Source organism: Enterobacter sp. SM3 (assembly GCF_009811935.2).
In the GTDB taxonomy this organism is placed as follows: domain Bacteria; phylum Pseudomonadota; class Gammaproteobacteria; order Enterobacterales; family Enterobacteriaceae; genus Enterobacter; species Enterobacter asburiae_D.
The window spans coordinates 591624-607749 of sequence record NZ_CP099971.1 but is presented as its reverse complement, the minus strand read 5'-3'; the positions used below and the strand labels follow the sequence as shown (position 1 = coordinate 607749).

The 16126-nt window shown below is 54.5% G+C and carries 20 protein-coding genes and 1 tRNA gene; 6 read left to right on the top strand and 15 right to left on the bottom strand.

The features are described from left to right. Window positions 1-59 precede the first annotated feature (59 nt). Genes GVO84_RS02750 through GVO84_RS02735 form a run of 4 tightly spaced genes read right to left on the bottom strand, consistent with a single transcriptional unit; the run spans window position 60 to window position 1403 of the window. The gene (locus tag GVO84_RS02750) at window positions 60-341 is read right to left on the bottom strand and encodes a hypothetical protein (RefSeq protein WP_159515426.1); all 282 of its coding nucleotides are present in this window, start codon (window positions 339-341) and stop codon (window positions 60-62) included. A gap of 12 nt (window positions 342-353) precedes the next feature. Next, window positions 354-977: a helix-turn-helix domain-containing protein gene (locus tag GVO84_RS02745; protein ID WP_159515425.1), complete on the bottom strand. Its 624-nt coding sequence runs from the start codon at window positions 975-977 to the stop codon at window positions 354-356. A 53-nt stretch (window positions 978-1030) separates the two neighbouring features. After that, window positions 1031-1198, bottom strand: coding sequence for a hypothetical protein (locus GVO84_RS02740; protein ID WP_167853599.1), 168 nt, complete (start codon window positions 1196-1198; stop codon window positions 1031-1033). Between the two features lie 19 nt (window positions 1199-1217). Continuing rightward, window positions 1218-1403, bottom strand: a complete 186-nt coding sequence (locus GVO84_RS02735) for a hypothetical protein (RefSeq protein WP_025203984.1) — start codon at window positions 1401-1403, stop codon at window positions 1218-1220. Window positions 1404-3171: 1768 nt separating this feature from the next. On the opposite strand from GVO84_RS02735, the gene GVO84_RS02730 reads away from it, so the two are divergent. Continuing rightward, window positions 3172-3732, top strand: coding sequence for a tyrosine-type recombinase/integrase (locus tag GVO84_RS02730; protein WP_032937054.1), 561 nt, complete (start codon window positions 3172-3174; stop codon window positions 3730-3732). Between the two features lie 10 nt (window positions 3733-3742). Continuing rightward, the gene (locus tag GVO84_RS02725; RefSeq protein WP_236545915.1) at window positions 3743-3949 is read left to right on the top strand and encodes a hypothetical protein; all 207 of its coding nucleotides are present in this window, start codon (window positions 3743-3745) and stop codon (window positions 3947-3949) included. A gap of 23 nt (window positions 3950-3972) precedes the next feature. Here GVO84_RS02725 and GVO84_RS02720 read toward each other — a convergent pair whose 3' ends face one another. Together GVO84_RS02720 and GVO84_RS02715 are read right to left on the bottom strand one after the other, a co-directional pair. After that, entirely contained in the window at window positions 3973-4263 is a 291-nt protein-coding gene (locus tag GVO84_RS02720) for a hypothetical protein (RefSeq protein WP_159515424.1), read from the bottom strand. Window positions 4264-4273: 10 nt separating this feature from the next. Then, complete coding sequence (locus tag GVO84_RS02715) at window positions 4274-4684, bottom strand: hypothetical protein (RefSeq protein ID WP_047646524.1); 411 nt, start codon at window positions 4682-4684, stop codon at window positions 4274-4276. 196 nt (window positions 4685-4880) lie between these two features. Here GVO84_RS02715 and yecR point away from each other — a divergent pair, with 196 nt between their 5' ends. Then, window positions 4881-5201 carry a YecR family lipoprotein gene (yecR, locus tag GVO84_RS02710; protein WP_072034176.1) on the top strand — a complete coding sequence of 107 codons (321 nt, stop codon included), beginning with the start codon at window positions 4881-4883 and terminating at the stop codon, window positions 5199-5201. Between the two features lie 23 nt (window positions 5202-5224). On the opposite strand, the gene GVO84_RS02705 is transcribed toward yecR, so the two are convergent. The 6 genes from GVO84_RS02705 to rraB all read right to left on the bottom strand — a co-directional run bounded on the left by GVO84_RS02705 (window position 5225) and on the right by rraB (window position 8818). Further along, window positions 5225-5581, bottom strand: a complete 357-nt coding sequence (locus GVO84_RS02705; RefSeq protein WP_047646523.1) for a putative T6SS immunity periplasmic lipoprotein — start codon at window positions 5579-5581, stop codon at window positions 5225-5227. 2 nt (window positions 5582-5583) lie between these two features. Then, the gene (locus GVO84_RS02700; RefSeq protein ID WP_047646522.1) at window positions 5584-6126 is read right to left on the bottom strand and encodes a type IV secretion protein Rhs; all 543 of its coding nucleotides are present in this window, start codon (window positions 6124-6126) and stop codon (window positions 5584-5586) included. Between the two features lie 519 nt (window positions 6127-6645). Then, a tRNA-Leu gene (locus GVO84_RS02695) sits at window positions 6646-6730 on the bottom strand. Between the two features lie 104 nt (window positions 6731-6834). Then, complete coding sequence (locus tag GVO84_RS02690; protein WP_159515423.1) at window positions 6835-7557, bottom strand: topoisomerase II; 723 nt, start codon at window positions 7555-7557, stop codon at window positions 6835-6837. 30 nt (window positions 7558-7587) lie between these two features. Continuing rightward, window positions 7588-8346 carry a tRNA isopentenyl-2-thiomethyl-A-37 hydroxylase MiaE gene (gene miaE, locus GVO84_RS02685; RefSeq protein ID WP_022646893.1) on the bottom strand — a complete coding sequence of 253 codons (759 nt, stop codon included), beginning with the start codon at window positions 8344-8346 and terminating at the stop codon, window positions 7588-7590. A 46-nt stretch (window positions 8347-8392) separates the two neighbouring features. Beyond that, entirely contained in the window at window positions 8393-8818 is a 426-nt protein-coding gene (gene rraB / locus GVO84_RS02680; RefSeq protein ID WP_029739283.1) for a ribonuclease E inhibitor RraB, read from the bottom strand. A 99-nt stretch (window positions 8819-8917) separates the two neighbouring features. On the opposite strand from rraB, the gene argL reads away from it, so the two are divergent. The 3 genes from argL (at window position 8918) to xynR (ending at window position 10929) form a co-directional block, all read left to right on the top strand. Beyond that, entirely contained in the window at window positions 8918-9013 is a 96-nt protein-coding gene (gene argL / locus GVO84_RS02675) for a putative translational regulatory protein ArgL (RefSeq protein ID WP_213328991.1), read from the top strand. Next, window positions 8983-9987, top strand: coding sequence for an ornithine carbamoyltransferase (gene argF / locus GVO84_RS02670; RefSeq protein ID WP_010427327.1), 1005 nt, complete (start codon window positions 8983-8985; stop codon window positions 9985-9987). Before argL ends, argF begins: the two co-directional genes overlap by 31 nt. Window positions 9988-10167: 180 nt before the next feature. After that, window positions 10168-10929 (top strand): DNA-binding transcriptional repressor XynR, encoded by a 762-nt coding sequence (gene xynR / locus GVO84_RS02665; protein WP_159515422.1) that lies wholly within the window; start codon window positions 10168-10170, stop codon window positions 10927-10929. Here the strand turns inward: xynR and GVO84_RS02660 are convergent. The 3 genes from GVO84_RS02660 to yagF all read right to left on the bottom strand — a co-directional run bounded on the left by GVO84_RS02660 (window position 10914) and on the right by yagF (window position 16112). Then, window positions 10914-12524, bottom strand: a complete 1611-nt coding sequence (locus tag GVO84_RS02660; protein WP_159515421.1) for a glycoside hydrolase family 43 protein — start codon at window positions 12522-12524, stop codon at window positions 10914-10916. The genes xynR and GVO84_RS02660 overlap by 16 nt on opposite strands. Before the next feature lie 11 nt (window positions 12525-12535). Next, window positions 12536-13918: an MFS transporter gene (locus GVO84_RS02655; RefSeq protein WP_159515420.1), complete on the bottom strand. Its 1383-nt coding sequence runs from the start codon at window positions 13916-13918 to the stop codon at window positions 12536-12538. 226 nt (window positions 13919-14144) lie between these two features. Continuing rightward, complete coding sequence (gene yagF / locus GVO84_RS02650; protein WP_159515419.1) at window positions 14145-16112, bottom strand: xylonate dehydratase YagF; 1968 nt, start codon at window positions 16110-16112, stop codon at window positions 14145-14147. Window positions 16113-16126: the final 14 nt, after the last annotated feature.

Here is a 16126-nt window from a genome sequence, read left to right as displayed (position 1 = left end):
GCGTAAAATGCAAACAGCCAATAGATAGCGATGATCATAAAAGTTTCCCGTATTGTTTCTTAGTTGGTTGTCGTAATGAAGCTCACCGCTTCGTTTACGGTAATGTCGTAATACTTGCCGTGGCGTTCCATTGTAATAACCGCTGCATCTTTCATTATTAATAACCAATACCGCGCCCCGCTCTCACTTATTCCTACACCATCAGCAATATGTTTCACCGTGGAACGGATCTTTCCGTGTTCACGTATTAGAGATGCAAGGTGTTGATAAAGACGTTGGCAAATGGTGTTACATTCGATTTGATGATGTGTAGATTCGTTCAGTAGGTATAGCTTGTTCAATGTGTCTCCTGGTTAAAATGGTATCGTTGATTGTTCAATCTGGTGGTATTCATACGCGTGAGTTTCCTGAAATAGTTGTTCTATTCCCATTGAATGATCTATTCCGATTCGTTGAAGCACTCTTGATGACCAAGAATAAAAACTCTCGTCCTCTCGTCGTTGTTGCAGATTTTCAAACAGGTGTTTCACTGCGTCAGAAGTACGGATGCGAGGCGACGCTTTATCCGCTGTAACGCTTTCAGGGACGCTCTCAGGCATGATAATAGCTTCCTCTATAACTTTGGTCATTGTCGGCAGTGGCACTTCTTCTAAGGCTTCTGGCTTCGTTTCTGGTGCATACGGTAGAACGGTGAAGATACTTGTACACCCTGGACGCTCTTTCACATGTAGCCATCCAAAAGAAACAAGGTCTTTAATATGACGGCGCACAGTTTGATCTGTACCGAGTCCCAATCGCTTACCTATACCAGTTAAAGAAGGTGTCACCTGTTTGAACGTACCGGATAGGCTCTTGAGGTAGGAATATACAATCTTGTGGTGGAGTTTTACTTCTTTTGTTTCGCCGTTAACTTCTACGGTTATGATTTCAAGTAGTTCATAATCTACCATCAAAAATGGCGTAATCTGTTTTGTCATTAAATATCCTTCTATGTAATCGCGCTCACGGCGCTACTATGGTGATAATGGGATCACTTGCCCTTGTTAAGATTGGTTGCCTCTTTATTCAGAACGTCAAGGATATAGTCTGTAACAGTCATTCTCCTGCTTCTTGCCTCTTTAAATAAGGCTTGGAAAGTTTCATCAGGAATGTGTAGGCAAGTGCGTGGTTGTTTCTTCGCGTTTATAATGTCGCTCATGTGATTTTCTCCTTATTCTTTATTCGTTGGTTTCTTTTGTCGCGTTTCTGATTAAATCGAAGCGGCGTAGCACTTCCGTGAAAAACTCGGCGCGTTCTGAATAGCCCTGCTTACGATTGGAGTTACGTAGTGATTTAATCTGGTGGCGTGTCACTTCCCCTTTAATGAGGGATAGCACAGTAGTATCAATATCGAAGTATTTCATTAATGTCCTTTTCAAATATAAAATAAAACACCTCGCAAACCTGAAGGTTTCGAAGTGCATTGTGATTTGGATTGTAGGTGGGAATGTTTTCTTTACCCTATATAACTCATATTACACTAAAAGGCGGCATTTGTCAATATATTTTTAATATTCCCGCCCATCATATACAATATCACACACTATCGTTTGAAGTCAACGCTCATGATTAATATCAGAGACACCGCTTAAACATCCTATATCGCGTTCTGAGAGCTTTTGTTACATCGGTAGCCCCTCTTTCCCCTCCCTTCCCTCTTAAAATCGCTTACAGCGTATCTGAGGCGCTCTGTTTGCATTGCTGCCGCCCTCTGGCACTTACTCCCGAAACCAATAGCACAACTACTGAGGGGTAACGTTAGTTATCAGGATAGTAGTTAGTGGTCTTGGATTGAGGCTTAGTGAACTTGCACGAGTTACGAGGGTAAGTGAGCTTTAGCCATATTGTTCTACCTTCGAGGATTAACACAACTACAGACGAAAGGATGTAGGAAGGGTAATAGGAAGTAGGTAGAGTTAGCATGTGGTCAATCATCGTCAGATGGTTGGGTACATGGTTACATACCGCGCACAGCGCAAAGGAGATTTACGCCGTGGCGTAATATCGCTTGTGCAACCGTGAAACGGTGGCAAAGCCATTGCACAATACAAGAGGTAACGCTGGCGCTGGTTCCTGAGCGGAACGTGGGTCGAACCGTAAGCCCCACCAGGGTAGCGTAGGTGAGATTTCCCCTTGAGTGACGGCGAAGAGCCGCCAGCAAATAATCCTTGCGACAAGCGCAAAACATAAAGATCATTTTTATTAGGTTATTATTATTAACTTATTATTATCGGGTATCAGACTTGATAGGGGTAGAGGTATCAAAGTTGATAGGGGTACTCCTGTCAGAGTTGATAGGGGTATCGGTTTTGATAGGGGTATCAGTGATGCCGATCCGGTTGGTGAACCTCGCCAGGCGATACACGCCAGCAAAGCGAATCTTTCCATAGACTGCCATTTTGACACTTATTGATTAAGCTGAATCTCCCATTTGGTAATATGCAAATAAGCCTATTAAAACCACGCCTTAATCTATCAATAATGATAGCTAAATAACCCGCCTGTAATGCTCTATGAGCGCCTTTCTCACTTTCAAAGTATCTTTCATCCCTTATGCGGAAACCGCACCACGCAAGGCTTACAGCGTTCATTGTGGACAATGAGCACTTTCATGATAGGTGCAATGTGTTGAACGAGTATTCTTGAAGGATCACTCCGCTGATTTTCCATGCCTAAACCCATTAATTAGTTATCACTCTAATCATTTCATTGTGCAATCAGTTTCAAGTGCATAAACTCCGCATAATCAGTGCATAAAGGCAGGTTAGCGCCGCCCTTGCCTAACAACCTTACATTTATCACATTTAAATCAATGAGATAGACAATAACCACACACAAGCATTGGTAGTGTGATGTTCCGCTGTTGCCGTTGTTCTTCGTGCTAAGTTGAGGATTTGGCAATGTTCAAACACATGTTTATAAATGCCAACATTATGATTTTATTCAGATATTTCAAAATCATGCAGATTTCGATCTGGGTGTGCCTGATCTTCGCGTTAAGCACTGGACGCAATCGCGCCATTTACCACACACAATACTGTTTGATTTTTGATCATTTACATTGCAACTTACTGAAATTGATCATATTGTTTATTTCATAAGTTCAGATGTGTGACCTTGAAGGAGGGTAAATTGAACAGAGCCGTGGTATTAGATGAACAGCAAGCCAAAGCGATCAGGGAGTGGCTAAACGCTCATAACAAAAGCCTGATAGCTGACGTTACATTAATGATGCAAGCTGCCGTATTGCGTGTGGGGGATGCCGTAGCTTTGCGCTTCGACGAAGTGATCAACGGAGAGATAGACATAGAAGAACAGAAGACAGGGAAGCGTAAAGCCCTCACCCTTCCGGCTCCAGTTGTACAGATGATAGCTCGTCGCCGTGCTGAGTATCCGCATGATGTGCATGTGTTCAGAAGCCAGCGTAACCGCTCGATGAACAAGCAAGCACCTGTACGACGCGAAGAGGTGAGCAAGCAAATCGCAGAAGCCGCGAAAGCTATCGGGATTCATGGCACTGTATCGGCTCACAGCTTCCGCAAAGCTGGCGGGAATGCCATCTACAAGCGTTCAGCAAACAACATCGCTTTAGCTATGACCGTGCTTAATCACAGCAACATCACTGACACCAGGCGCTATCTGGACTTAGACAAGCAAGCCGTTAGCCGTGTGATCAATGAGATGGACTTATAAGGAGATACGCATGAAATATCTTGTGCTAACGCTGGCGCTTATGAGCTTACAGACTTACGCCGGACAGATAACTATGGTCAACCCACAGGAGGAACAGACGGAGAACGGAAAAACGCTATGCACGTATCAGAACAGCATCTACTTGTTCACCTACGTTACGAGTGCTCAAAGATGCCCGTATGCTAAGACATTCGACACTGATGATTCGGAGAAATAACAGACAGGGGTTGCCCCCTGCCTTCATGCGTTCACTAACCATTTTGAAGGGATTTCGAGCCATTCCTGACTTTCTTCATCAAAGTAAAATACATCATCAACCCCATGTTCAATGAGATTAATATCCTTCTGTATATTCCTTGTACCGCCATTTTCCATACGTTCTTGAGCAGGAATATGAGTCGGTTCAACATGTAAGTTAACAAGGTGACCTAAGACACTGTTGATCAAATCAACCCCATCAAACTGATACGCTGATTCAGCAGGCTTACCCTTGAAGTTATACCTAATATTTACTGTCTTGTGATCAACCATTCCAAATCCCCTATGCTTCAAATTCGTTGCGGCATACCTTACAGTACCAACCAGCACTGTAACTACCGCCTCCAGCAAAGTAATGCAAGTGTATGAATTTTGCATCTTTTTCTTTACATGCAGGGCAGAAGGGTGTCTTATCTCCTTCTTTCCAGTAAAGTCCACTGTCAAACGTAAAAGCGTGCTTATCCTTTAACTGCTCTTCAAGCTGTTTATTTTTCTGTTCAGCGTCGAAAAGTAGCGTTTGTGTTGTTATCGCTTCAATCTTGGCGTTAGCAAGTTCGACCATTAGATTAGCTAACTCAAGTTTGAGCGTAGCCTTGTCCAGTTCATCACTGTTATTTGCCAGCTTCTGAGTAATGCTTACCGCTTTATCAAGAATCCCTATAGCTGCCGCCGTGCTTGCTAATACACCTGCCATAACCTCTCCTACGTATGTATCGATTTGAAGAATATGTTACTGCCGATTTAATGAGCGTACCAGTGAGGGGAAGACTTCCACAAAGACGCATACACTTCCGCCATCACATCACAATCAGAATCCACTTAAACTTCTTAAAGTTATGTTTTACCATTGCAGACGCTTCAAAATAAAACAATCAATCGGGATGATTTCTATGCGTAAAGGTTTATTGGTGTTGGTAGCTACAACTCTGCTTCTCTCTGGGTGTGCTGTACAGAAACAACTGGTTCCTACTGGCGGTAGCAAGGCCGATGGGACTGTAAAAATGAGCTACTCTTTCGGGATGTTCGAATCCCCTAAAGTGAACGTCCAGCAAGGCGCTCAAGCAGCAGCACAGCGTTGCGCTGCATGGGGCTATTCTGGTGCAGAGCCGTTCGGCGGTTATACTTCAGTTTGTTCTCAACCATCCTCAAGCGGATGTATGGAAACAATGGTCACAATGGAGTATCAATGTACTGGTGACTTGAAGAAATAACATAAGGGGGCAGTTTGCCCCCCTTATTCCTTAGGATAAGAAAGTTCAGCAGTGACTAAATGCGAATATGATTTACCAGATTGGACGTCATACGCGAAGTTATACCGCTCTCCAGGCGTAAACTTAAATCCGAATACAGGAAGACACTCCCCCTTCGGTACATAAACAGGCTTGTCATCAAAAATCTTGTGAAGAGACTCGCTACTATCGCCATTGATTTGGATAGCAGTGATCCGTTCCTGTGGCTCCAGTGGTGACACCACACAAACTTGATTATCTTTGATTAATGCTGTTGTCGATTCTCGATCTACCATTCGATCACCAGGCCCAGGACATCCCGTTAAAAGGAATACAACACCCAGCAACATTTTGTTCTTCATGTTTAACGCCCCTTCCCTGTCACGATTTTCTGATAAAGCGAGGGGACATCCTGCAACATATCTACGCCCCTGTACATCCCCATGCGCCCAGCTCTCTGATAGTAAGACCACTTACTGATCCCATAAACCAGCAGTAACCAGTAATCAGCTAAAATAGAGGCTTGCTGTTCAAGAGAGTAATCAGTGAGCTTTTCTTTATCCAGCCTGTATGTATATTCAGCAGCCCAGCTAAAAGCTCCCCGCATTCTCACCCATTGCCCGTGTTGGTGTTGCCAGACATGCCCCAGCTCATGGATGAAAACATATTTATCTTCAACGAAAACCGAGTTTGCGGAAAAGTCTTCCCTGTACATCTGTTTTCTGTACCACAACTCCCCGTTGGGGGTCATCGCGTAGTTTTGTTTCTGTAGTCCGAACGGTAAATAGCTGTCGCAATGAATCCAGACACGGCTATACACTATCGAATCACCGAACACCCTACGAGCCATTGCAATCTCGCCTAACGTCATCCGGCGTAATGTTCCTTCCTCTGCCTGTGCGCTCATAAACTGTCCTCCTTGTATGATTTATATCAGGGTATCCAGGGAGCATAAAACGCGCAACTAACAGATTTTGGACAATAGAAGCCATAAAGCCCCGTTGGTGATACAGCAACAAGCGGAGCGTAGCGACTTCATCAGACTGTCAGAGGGATCTCACCTTATCAGGATAACCGTGTACCCTTGCGGGAGCGTGGTTGAAACGCTGATAGAGCCTACATATCGTTTGTAGGTACGTTATCACCATAAACCTGTTTACGTGGCTCATAAGGCCGCACATCGGGCTTAAATGCGTGTGATCAATCTGTTTTGGTATGGAGTTTTGAGACGGCGGCACGTCTTCCGGCTTCAAAGGAAAAGCGATACAAGGTTGAGCCTGGTAACTACTTGCCACTGCGTGCTAACATACCAAAGCCATTAACAATCACAGTGGCTTTTGTACTTGATAGGGAACTGACATTTCTTATATGCAAATGAGGCAGGCTTTTCACACTAACTCATTGTTTTTAAAGGAATTTAGTGACTTGGTGCCGAAGGCCGGACTCGAACCGGCACGTATTTCTACGGTTGATTTTGAATCAACTGCGTCTACCGATTTCGCCACTTCGGCACTGAAGGGGATGCGGAAACGTTGTGGATTATACCCGTCGCGCGCCGCCATGCAAGCGACGACGCGCTAAACCCGCGCTAAGTGCCCAAAAAACCAGCGCCCTTTCACTCCAGCTCAGACACCGCCAGACGAATCACCCCCGCCGCCTTCTGCTTCGGCAGCGCCAGCACCTTCGCCCACATCTCCTGCACCATATCGCAGGAGAGCTTCTCTTTGCCCGCCGCCTTCTCCGGCATCTGCAGCAGCTGGATGTCCTCGCCGTACTTATCGGCAAGCGCCTTCATAATCGGCCGCACATCCTCGACAGCCGCCTCACGCTCGGCCTGGGTCACGATGTGGCGGTTTTTGCCGTAGGCCGCGCGCATCATGTCGGCGTCGGCCTGCATGCGCCGCGCCATCAAGTCTTTATCCAGCATGCGCATCGGATTCACGCCGCCCTTCACCGTCGGGTAGAGGAAGCGGAAGCAGGCGTCGTCGCTCACCTTCTGGATGGCGGCGGTCTGCTCCATATTGATGGTCATGTAGTTCACCACGTTGGCGTCCGGGGCGTTCTGCAGGCGCGTCATCTGCAGATGCAGGATCTGCGGCTGGATGGTGTCGATAATCTGCTGCTCCGGCTCGCCCGCTTTTTGCAGGGCGGCCATCTGGTCGAGGATGCGCTGATGCAGCGCGGGCTCCTGCTCCTTGATCACCTGCCAGGCGGGCATCGCGTTAAGGGCAGAATCCATCTGCCGTTCCGGAGCGCGCTGCCTGTCGAAGAACACCCAGAACGCCACTGCGGCGGCCACCACAACAACCATCACGGTACGGGTCCACGTTTTATTCATCTCGCATCCTTATCCTTGAGTTGTGCCGGTTTACACCGGCACGCCGCTGTGGAAGCGAAACTCGTGGTCCGGTGTCGAGATAAGTGTGGCTTCAATTTCGCCAAAAAGCTGTATGCGCGGTGAGATATCGTCGTCGCTCACCTGCTGGGCCAGCGTCAGGTAGTCCTGATAATGGCGCGCTTCCGAGCGCAGCAGCGAGAGATAGAACTTCTGCAGGTCGTCGTCGAGGAACGGGGCCAGCGCGGCGAAGCGTTCGCAGGAGCGGGCTTCGATGTAGGCGCCGCAGATGAGCTTGTCTATCAGCGTCAGCGGTTCGTGTGTGCGCACTTCCTTCAGCATCCCTTTGGCGTAGCGGCTGGCGGTGATTTTGACGTACGGAATGTCGCGGGCCAGCATCGCCTCGCGCACCTGCCAAAAGTGGTGCAGTTCTTCTTTGATTAGCAGCACCATGCTGTCGATGAGCGCCTGGCCCCACGGGTCGTCGGTTTTGGGCATCACGCTTTTGCCAATCTGCCTGTGCAGGGCGATGAAGTCCGGCTCCGGGCCGTCGCGGAAGGTGAACTGTTCGTAGGGCTTGAGCCAGTCGAGCAGCGCGTCGGCACCGCTTTCGTCGGCGACGTATTTACGCACCAGCAGCAGCGCGGTCTGGGCGGCCTTGAGCTCGCACACCATGTGGTCGGTGAGCAGCAGCGGCAGGTTCGCCGGGTCACGGGCTTTATCAATCCATGCTTGTGGGGTCGGGCACTGGAGGAAGTTGAGTACGGGGGCGAGTATCTGCGGGTAATCCATGGTTCTGCCTTGAAAAAGCGGTGGCGCTCGCCACCGCCTGAAACGCTTAGTGACGCACGCCGTCGTCGTCTTCGTCGACGTAATCTTCGTCGTCGCCTTCTTCGCCGTCTTCACCGTTCGGATCTTCGAAGTAGGTTCCCCAGCCGTCGTATTCCACTTCAAACTTCTCGGCCAGGTTCATCAGCTGTTCTACCTGCGCGTCGATCAGCTCCGCCTTCAGCGCGCCTTCGCTCAGGATGTCGCAGCAGATGACGGTGTCGCCCTCTTCCACTTCCAGCTCTTCCGGCTCGGTCACTTCGTAACCCAGCTTGAAGGCTTCCACGGCCAGTTTTTCCAGCGCGTCGAAATCATCCGCAGAGAAATGGTGCTCGATGGTGTACAGCGCGTCCGGATCGCTACCGTCTTCCAGCAGTTCTTCAATAATCAGACGCGTCTCTTCGCGTTGCTCTTCCAGGTGTTCCGGGTTTGCCATGGCTCAATCCTCTTTAAAGTGCGGCAGATACTTCTATTTTCACACACGGACGGGTTTGCCTCCACCTTTGTAAGAAAGAATTGTGAAACGGGGTTGCAAATGAATAATTACACATATAAAGTGAATTTTAATTCAATAAGTGGCGTTCGCCATGCGAGGATAAAATGTCCGATTTATACAAGAAACACTTTCTGAAACTGCTCGACTTTACTCCTGCACAGTTCACCTCTCTGCTGACCCTTGCCGCACAGCTCAAAGCCGATAAAAAAAATGGCAAGGAAGTACAGAAGCTTACCGGTAAAAACATCGCGCTCATCTTCGAAAAAGACTCGACCCGTACACGTTGCTCTTTCGAAGTTGCCGCATTTGACCAGGGCGCGCGCGTCACTTATTTAGGGCCGAGCGGCAGCCAGATTGGGCATAAAGAGTCAATTAAGGACACCGCGCGGGTTCTGGGGCGGATGTACGACGGCATTCAGTATCGCGGCCACGGCCAGGAAGTGGTCGAAACGCTGGCGCAGTATGCGGGCGTGCCGGTGTGGAACGGGCTGACCAACGAGTTCCACCCGACCCAGCTGCTGGCGGACCTGCTGACCATGCAGGAGCACCTGCCGGGCAAGGCGTTTAACGAGATGACGCTGGTCTACGCGGGCGACGCGCGCAACAACATGGGCAACTCGATGCTGGAAGCGGCGGCGCTGACCGGGCTGGATCTGCGCCTGGTGGCCCCGAAGGCCTGCTGGCCGGAAGAGAGCCTGGTGGCGGAGTGCAGCGCGCTGGCGGAGAAGCACGGCGGGAAGATCACCCTGACGGAAGACGTGGCGGCAGGCGTGAAGGGCGCGGACTTTATCTATACCGACGTGTGGGTGTCGATGGGCGAAGCCAAAGAGAAGTGGGCGGAGCGGATTGCGCTGCTGCGCGGGTATCAGGTGAACGCGCAGATGATGGCGCTGACCGGCAACCCGGACGTGAAGTTCCTGCACTGTCTGCCGGCGTTCCATGACGACCAGACCACGCTCGGCAAGCAGATGGCGAAAGAGTTCGACCTGCACGGTGGGATGGAAGTGACGGACGAGGTGTTTGAGTCGGCGGCGAGCATCGTGTTTGACCAGGCGGAAAACCGGATGCATACGATTAAGGCGGTGATGGTGGCGACGCTTGGGGAGTGATGGACTCCTCTGCGGTCTGGTGCCCTCACCCCGGCCCTCTCCCACAGGGAGAGGGAGAACACCCAGCCCGTAGGCCCGTGCAAGCGAAGCGCCGCCGGGCAAACCGGCGCCATTTCATTGATTTTTCACCCCGAAAAAGGTACGTTTTCGCCTTAATTTCAGCGTGGACATGCCAGCATTATGCCGATTATTCAGTCTGTTGAACGTGCGTTGCAGATCCTCGACCTGTTTAACGAGCAGGCCACCGAGCTTAAGATCACCGACATCAGCAAACTGATGGGGCTGAGCAAGAGTACCCTCCACTCGCTGCTGAAAACCCTGCAGCTTCACGGCTATATCGATCAGAACCCGGAAAACGGCAAGTATCGCCTCGGCATGAAGCTGGTCGAGCGCGGTCATTTTGTCGTGGGCTCCATCGATATTCGTCAGAAGGCGAAAGGCTGGCTGACGGAGCTGTCACAGCGGACCGGACAGACCACCCATCTGGGGATCCTGGATGGGCGTGAAGGGGTCTATATCGAGAAGATTGAAGGCAAGCTGGCCGCCATCGCCTATTCGCGCATCGGCCGCCGCCTGCCGGTTCACGCCACCGCCATCGGCAAGGTGTTGATTGCCTGGCTGGGCGAGGCCGAGCTGAACGCCCTGCTGGAGGGCTATCAGTACACCACCTATACTCCTTCTACCCTCGCCTCTCGTGAAGCGTTAATGACCGCGCTGGCGCAGACCCGCGAGCAGGGCTATGCCCTGGACAGCGAAGAGAACGAGCAGGGCGTGCGCTGCGTGGCGGTGCCGGTGTGGAACCACGAGTCCCGCGTCATCGCCGCCCTGAGCCTGTCGACGCTGACCTCCCGCGTGGACGACGCCGAGCTGGCTAATTTCCGCGAGCAGCTTCAGCAGGCCGGGCTCGCGCTGTCACGCGCGCTGGGCTATGCCGGCTCGTAGGTGAAGTAGTCGAAGTCCGCGTGGCAGCCGTCGCCGCTGATGTCCTCGCAGTGCAGACCCACAAACGCGCCGGTGAAGAAGCCGCGGCCGCCGATGTAGTCGTCCGATAGCTTCCACGCCTCATACGTTACCGGCACGGCGTGCCACGTCTCGCCGTCGAACGAGTAGCTGTAGCGGTAGACCAGCGTATCCACGTCCACGCGCAGCCAGACGTTCTCCGCACTCTCCGGCACCGGAATGGGCTGCTCGTGCAACGGCCATGACGGCACGTTGTGGTCGAGCTGGATCACCTTAATCGTTCTGCCCCGTCCCTCCTCATAGTCCACAAAGCAGTAGCTCCAGTTTTTGCTGTTGTAGTAGCAGGTCAGCCCTGCGCTCTGCTGGAAGTGGACCGGCGAAAACTGCATCCGCGTTTCTGAGCGGAAGGCGAAGTGCTGCCAGCGGCGCGCCACGGTCGATTGGGTGAAGGTCGAGTTGAGCGAGTCGTTGCCGTAGAGCCGTAAATAGCCGGGGCGCGCGGTGAGCGAGCCGAGGGTGTCGTCGAACGGAATGCGCAGGGTCTGCAGTTCCGGGTCGAGCGAACTGGCGTCGAAATCGTCCCGCCAGGTGGCCTGAACGGCTGCAGGCTGCTCGGCCATCTGCGGGCCTTTCACAGTCAGCTGCGCGTGCTTGCCGCCTTCCACGTACGGCCAGTCGTCGCGCCATTCAATGCGGGCGATGCCGGTCTCGCGGCCCAGCGGGCAGTAGCCGCGTCCGCCGGAGGCCAGCAGCGGCACGCCGGGCAGGCGCAGCGGGCGGCTGGTGAGGTAGGCCATGTACCACTCTCCGGTGTGGGTCTGCAGCAGCGAGCCGTGGCCGCTCTTCTGCAGCGGGTTCTCCGGCAGGTGCCAGCTGGTCATCATCGTCACCTCCGGATGCAGCTCGTACGGCCCGTCGATGGTTTTTGAACGCAGCACCACAACCGCGTGCTCGTAGCTGGTGCCGCCCTCGGCGACCATCAGGTAGTACCATCCCGCGTGGCGATACAGGTGCGCGCCTTCGGTGTAGCAGAGCGGCGTGCCGGTAAACAGGGTCTTACGCTCGGGCGAGAGCGTGCCGGTCTGCGGGTCAAACGCCTGCAACACGATGGTGTTGTGCGGGTTGCTGTGGCGGCGCGGCCCCCACGGGCGGTAGAGGTAGTATTTGCGGCCATCGTCGTCGTGGAACAGGGACGGGTCAAACCCGCCGTTGCCCATCGGGATCGGCTCGCTCCACGGCCCTTCGATGGAGGGCGCGGTGACGAGATAGTTGCGGCCGTTTTTCCACGGCGAGTCGACAATCTTTACGTCGGTATAGAGCAGCCAGAATTTGCCGTCGGCGTAGCTCAGGCACGGTGCCCAGATGCCGCCGGAGTCCGGGTTGCCCTTCATGTCCAGCATCGACACGCGGTCCAGCGGGGTGCTGACCAGCGACCAGTTTTTCAGGTCGCGGGAGTGGTAAATGCGCACGCCGGGAAACCACTCGAAGGTCGAGGTGGCGATGTAGTAGTCCTCGCCCTGGCGGCACAGGGACGGGTCCGGGTTGAAGCCGGTGAGTATCGGGTTGGTGATTTGCATAGTGCCTCCGGTTAATGGGATGCGGCTGTCGCGGCGTCGGGAACGACCTCGCCCTGCGCCGCGCGGTGCTTGATCAGCTGCTGGCTGATGGCCTCCACGCGGGCGTCGGTGAGCTTGTAGAACGACAGCATGATGAACATGCCCGCGTAGAGCACCACCGGCACCACGCAGAACAGAATTTTGATGGTAGTGAGCACCTCGACCGGCTGCACGCTGCTGCTGGCGGAGTAGTTCACGTACGCGAGGATCCAGCCCACCACCGCCCCGCCAATCGCCAGGCCAATCTTCAGGCTGAACAGGTAGGTGGAGAACACCAGCCCGTCGAGGCGTCGCCCGCTGCGGCTCTCTTCGTAATCCACCACGTCAGAGGCCATCAGCCACTGCAGCGGCGTGGTGGTGTTAAAGACGAACAGGAACAGGATGTTGAGGGCAAAAATGAGCGCGATGTGCTCGGCCGGGGTGACGAAAATCAGCAGGCTGATCAGCGAGTAGGCGACGATGATCCACTTGAAGGCGGTGACGCGGTCGAAGCGGCCCAGCAGGCGGGAGGAGCAGAGCGAGCCGAACATGGTGGCGAGGCTGCCGTAGAGTAAGAACTGGGTCGCCATCTCCGGGTGATCCATCACGTATTTCACGAAGTAGAGCGTCGCCCCGCCGCGCACCACGTTGGAACAGGTCGCCATCATCTTGAACGCGCACATGATGCGCCACTGGCCGTTGCCCAGCAGCAGCTTAAGGTCTTTCGCCACCGACGAGCCCGGCTGCACCTCAAAGGTGTAGCGCTCTTTGGTAGTGAAGAAGCAGACGTAGAGCAGCACCACGCCGCTCAGCCCGAGCACGCACATGGCGCCGAAGTAGCCCACCTGCTCGTCCCCTTTACCGATGATGCTCACCAGCGGCAGCGCGATGCCGCTGATGGCGAGCGAGCCCGCCGCCGCCAGGAAGAAGCGCCAGGACTGCAGGGCGTGACGCTCTTTCGGGTCGGCGGTGATGACGCCCGGCATGGCGCAGTACGGCACGTTAACGAAGGTGTAGACCAGCGTCAGGAGAATGTAGGTCACGCAGGCGTAGATGATTTTGCCCTGCGCGGAGAAGTCCGGCGTGTAGAAGGTCAGCACGCAGACGATGCCGAACGGAATGGCCCCCCACAGCAGGAACGGGCGGAACTGGCCGTGCCGCGTGCGGGTGCGGTCTACCAGCAGCCCCATCAGCGGGTCGGTGACGGCGTCGAGCACGCGGGAGACCAAAAACAGCGTGCCCATAATCCCCGCCGACAGGCCGAAGACGTCGGTATAGAAGTAGGCCAGCAGGAACATCGTGGCCTGCCAGACGAAGCCGCAGGCGGTGTCACCGAGCCCGTAGCCAATTTTGTCTTTCATGGTTAATTGCGTCATCAGAATTACACCCTTATGTAGTGTGCTGAATTACAACATCGTGTTAATGGAGTGTAATGAGCTGTTCAATTAACCAGCAATGGTCATATCTTATTTCCGAATTACGTTATTTTGCTTTTGTGACGCCGACGATATATCTCAACCTATTGTTTATATTATTAAATAACAGAAACAGAAAAGCCGTCCGCGGAATATTTTCCGCAGACGGTTTAATCTCTGAAAATAATTAAATGCCGAGTGCTTTTTTACCGGCGTTAATTACCTCAATGATTTTATCGGTGTCATAAATACAGCCTTTCCAGGTGCCGCCGCTCACCGACTGCAGTGCCGCCCACAGCCGGGTGTCGTCCGGCAAAAAGTCGTGGGCGCGCAGGTCCGGGTGCGTCTGCCGCCGTGCCAGCTCGCGCGCGCCCTCCTCCGGCGTCAGCGGGTTGTCCGCGGTGCCGATGAAGTTCACGCTGCCTGTTAACGTCAGGCGGTCGACGGCAATCTCGATGATGTCGTTATCGCGCAGCTTGCCAATCGGCCCGCCCGCCAGCGCCTCCGGCGACACGTGGCCGAAGCAGGCCCCCGTCGATACGCCCGAGAAGCGCGCATCGGTGATGAGCGACACCGTCTTGCCCCACGAAATATGCTTCAGCGCGGAGGTAAGCTGGTAGGTCTCTTCCATGCCGGTGCCGGACGGCCCGCCGCCGATCACCACCATGATATCGCCCTGCGCAATCTCTTCCCGCTTGATGGCCTTAATCGCCTGCGCTTCCGAGACAAACACCCGCACCCGGCCGGTGTGGCGGTACACGCCATCTTCGCCCACCACCGACGGGTCGATCGCCGTGGCCTTGATCACCGACCCTTCCGGCGCGATGTTGCCCGTCGGGAAGCAGACCGTCGAGGTCAGCCCTTTCGCTTTTGCCTTCTTCGGCGGCAGGATCACCTCATCCGGCTCTACGCCGTCCTGCTCGCGCAGGCACTGGCGGAAGCGTGCCCGGCGCTCGGATGCCTGCCACCAGTCGAGGTTCTCGCCCACCGTCTGGCCGGTGACGGTCATGGCGTCCAGATGCAGCAGGCCGAGGTCGCGCAGGTGGAGCATCACCTCTGGCACGCCGCCCGCGAGGAACGCGCGCACGGTCGGGTGATAGTCCGGGCCGTTGGGCAGCACGCTCACCAGACGCGGCACCCTGCGGTTGACGCGCGTCCAGTGCTCAACGTCCGGGATCGTGCAGCCCGCCGCGTGGGCGATGGCCGGAATATGCAGCAGTAAATTGGTGGAGCCGCCGAACGCCGCGTGGATCACCATCGCGTTTTCGATAGCTTTGTCGGTGAGGATATCGCGCGTGGTGATGCCGCGGTTATCCAGCTCGCTCACCGCGCGCGCCGACTGGCGGGCGATCTCCAGCCACACCGCCTGCCCGGACGGGGCCAGCGCGGAGTGCGGCAGCGCCAGGCCCAGCGCTTCCGCGACCACCTGCGAGGTGCCCGCCGTGCCGAGGAACTGACACCCGCCGCCCGGCGACGCGCAGGCGCGACAGCCCAGCTCGGCGGCCTCCTGCAGGGAGAGTTCGTGGTTGGCAAAGCGCGCGCCAATGGTCTGCACCTTGCCCGCGTCTTCCCCGACGGTCGGCGGCAGCGTCGCCCCGCCCGGCACCAGAATGGTCGGCAGGTCGTGCATCGCGGCCAGCGCAATCATGGTAGCGGGCAGCCCTTTGTCGCAGGTTGCCACGCCGATCACCGCCCGACGCGTCGGCAGGGAGCGGATCAGGCGGCGAAAGACGATCGCCGCGTCGTTGCGGTACGGCAGGGAATCAAACATGCCGTGCGTGCCCTGCGAGCGTCCGTCGCACGGATCGCTGACGAAGGCCGCAAAAGGGATCCCGCCATTGCGGGTAATCTCCTTCGCCGCCGCCTGCATCTGCATGCCGATCTCCCAGTGCCCGGTGTGGTAGCCCAGCGCAACCGGGCGTCCGTCTCCGGCGCGGATGCCGCCCTGGGTGCCGATAATCAGCACCTCTTTGCCAGTGAGCTTGTTAGCGTCCCAGCCCATCCCGGCGTTCTGCGTCATGCCGAACAGGTTGCCGCTGGGGGATTCCATCAGCATCTGCGGGGTCAGCGGCAGCGCGCCCTGCGGCCCCGCCGCGTGGGTGATCACCGCATAAAACGCGTCATCCTGCGGGGTGAAAATTTTCTCGATGGTCATCGTTATCGTCCGGC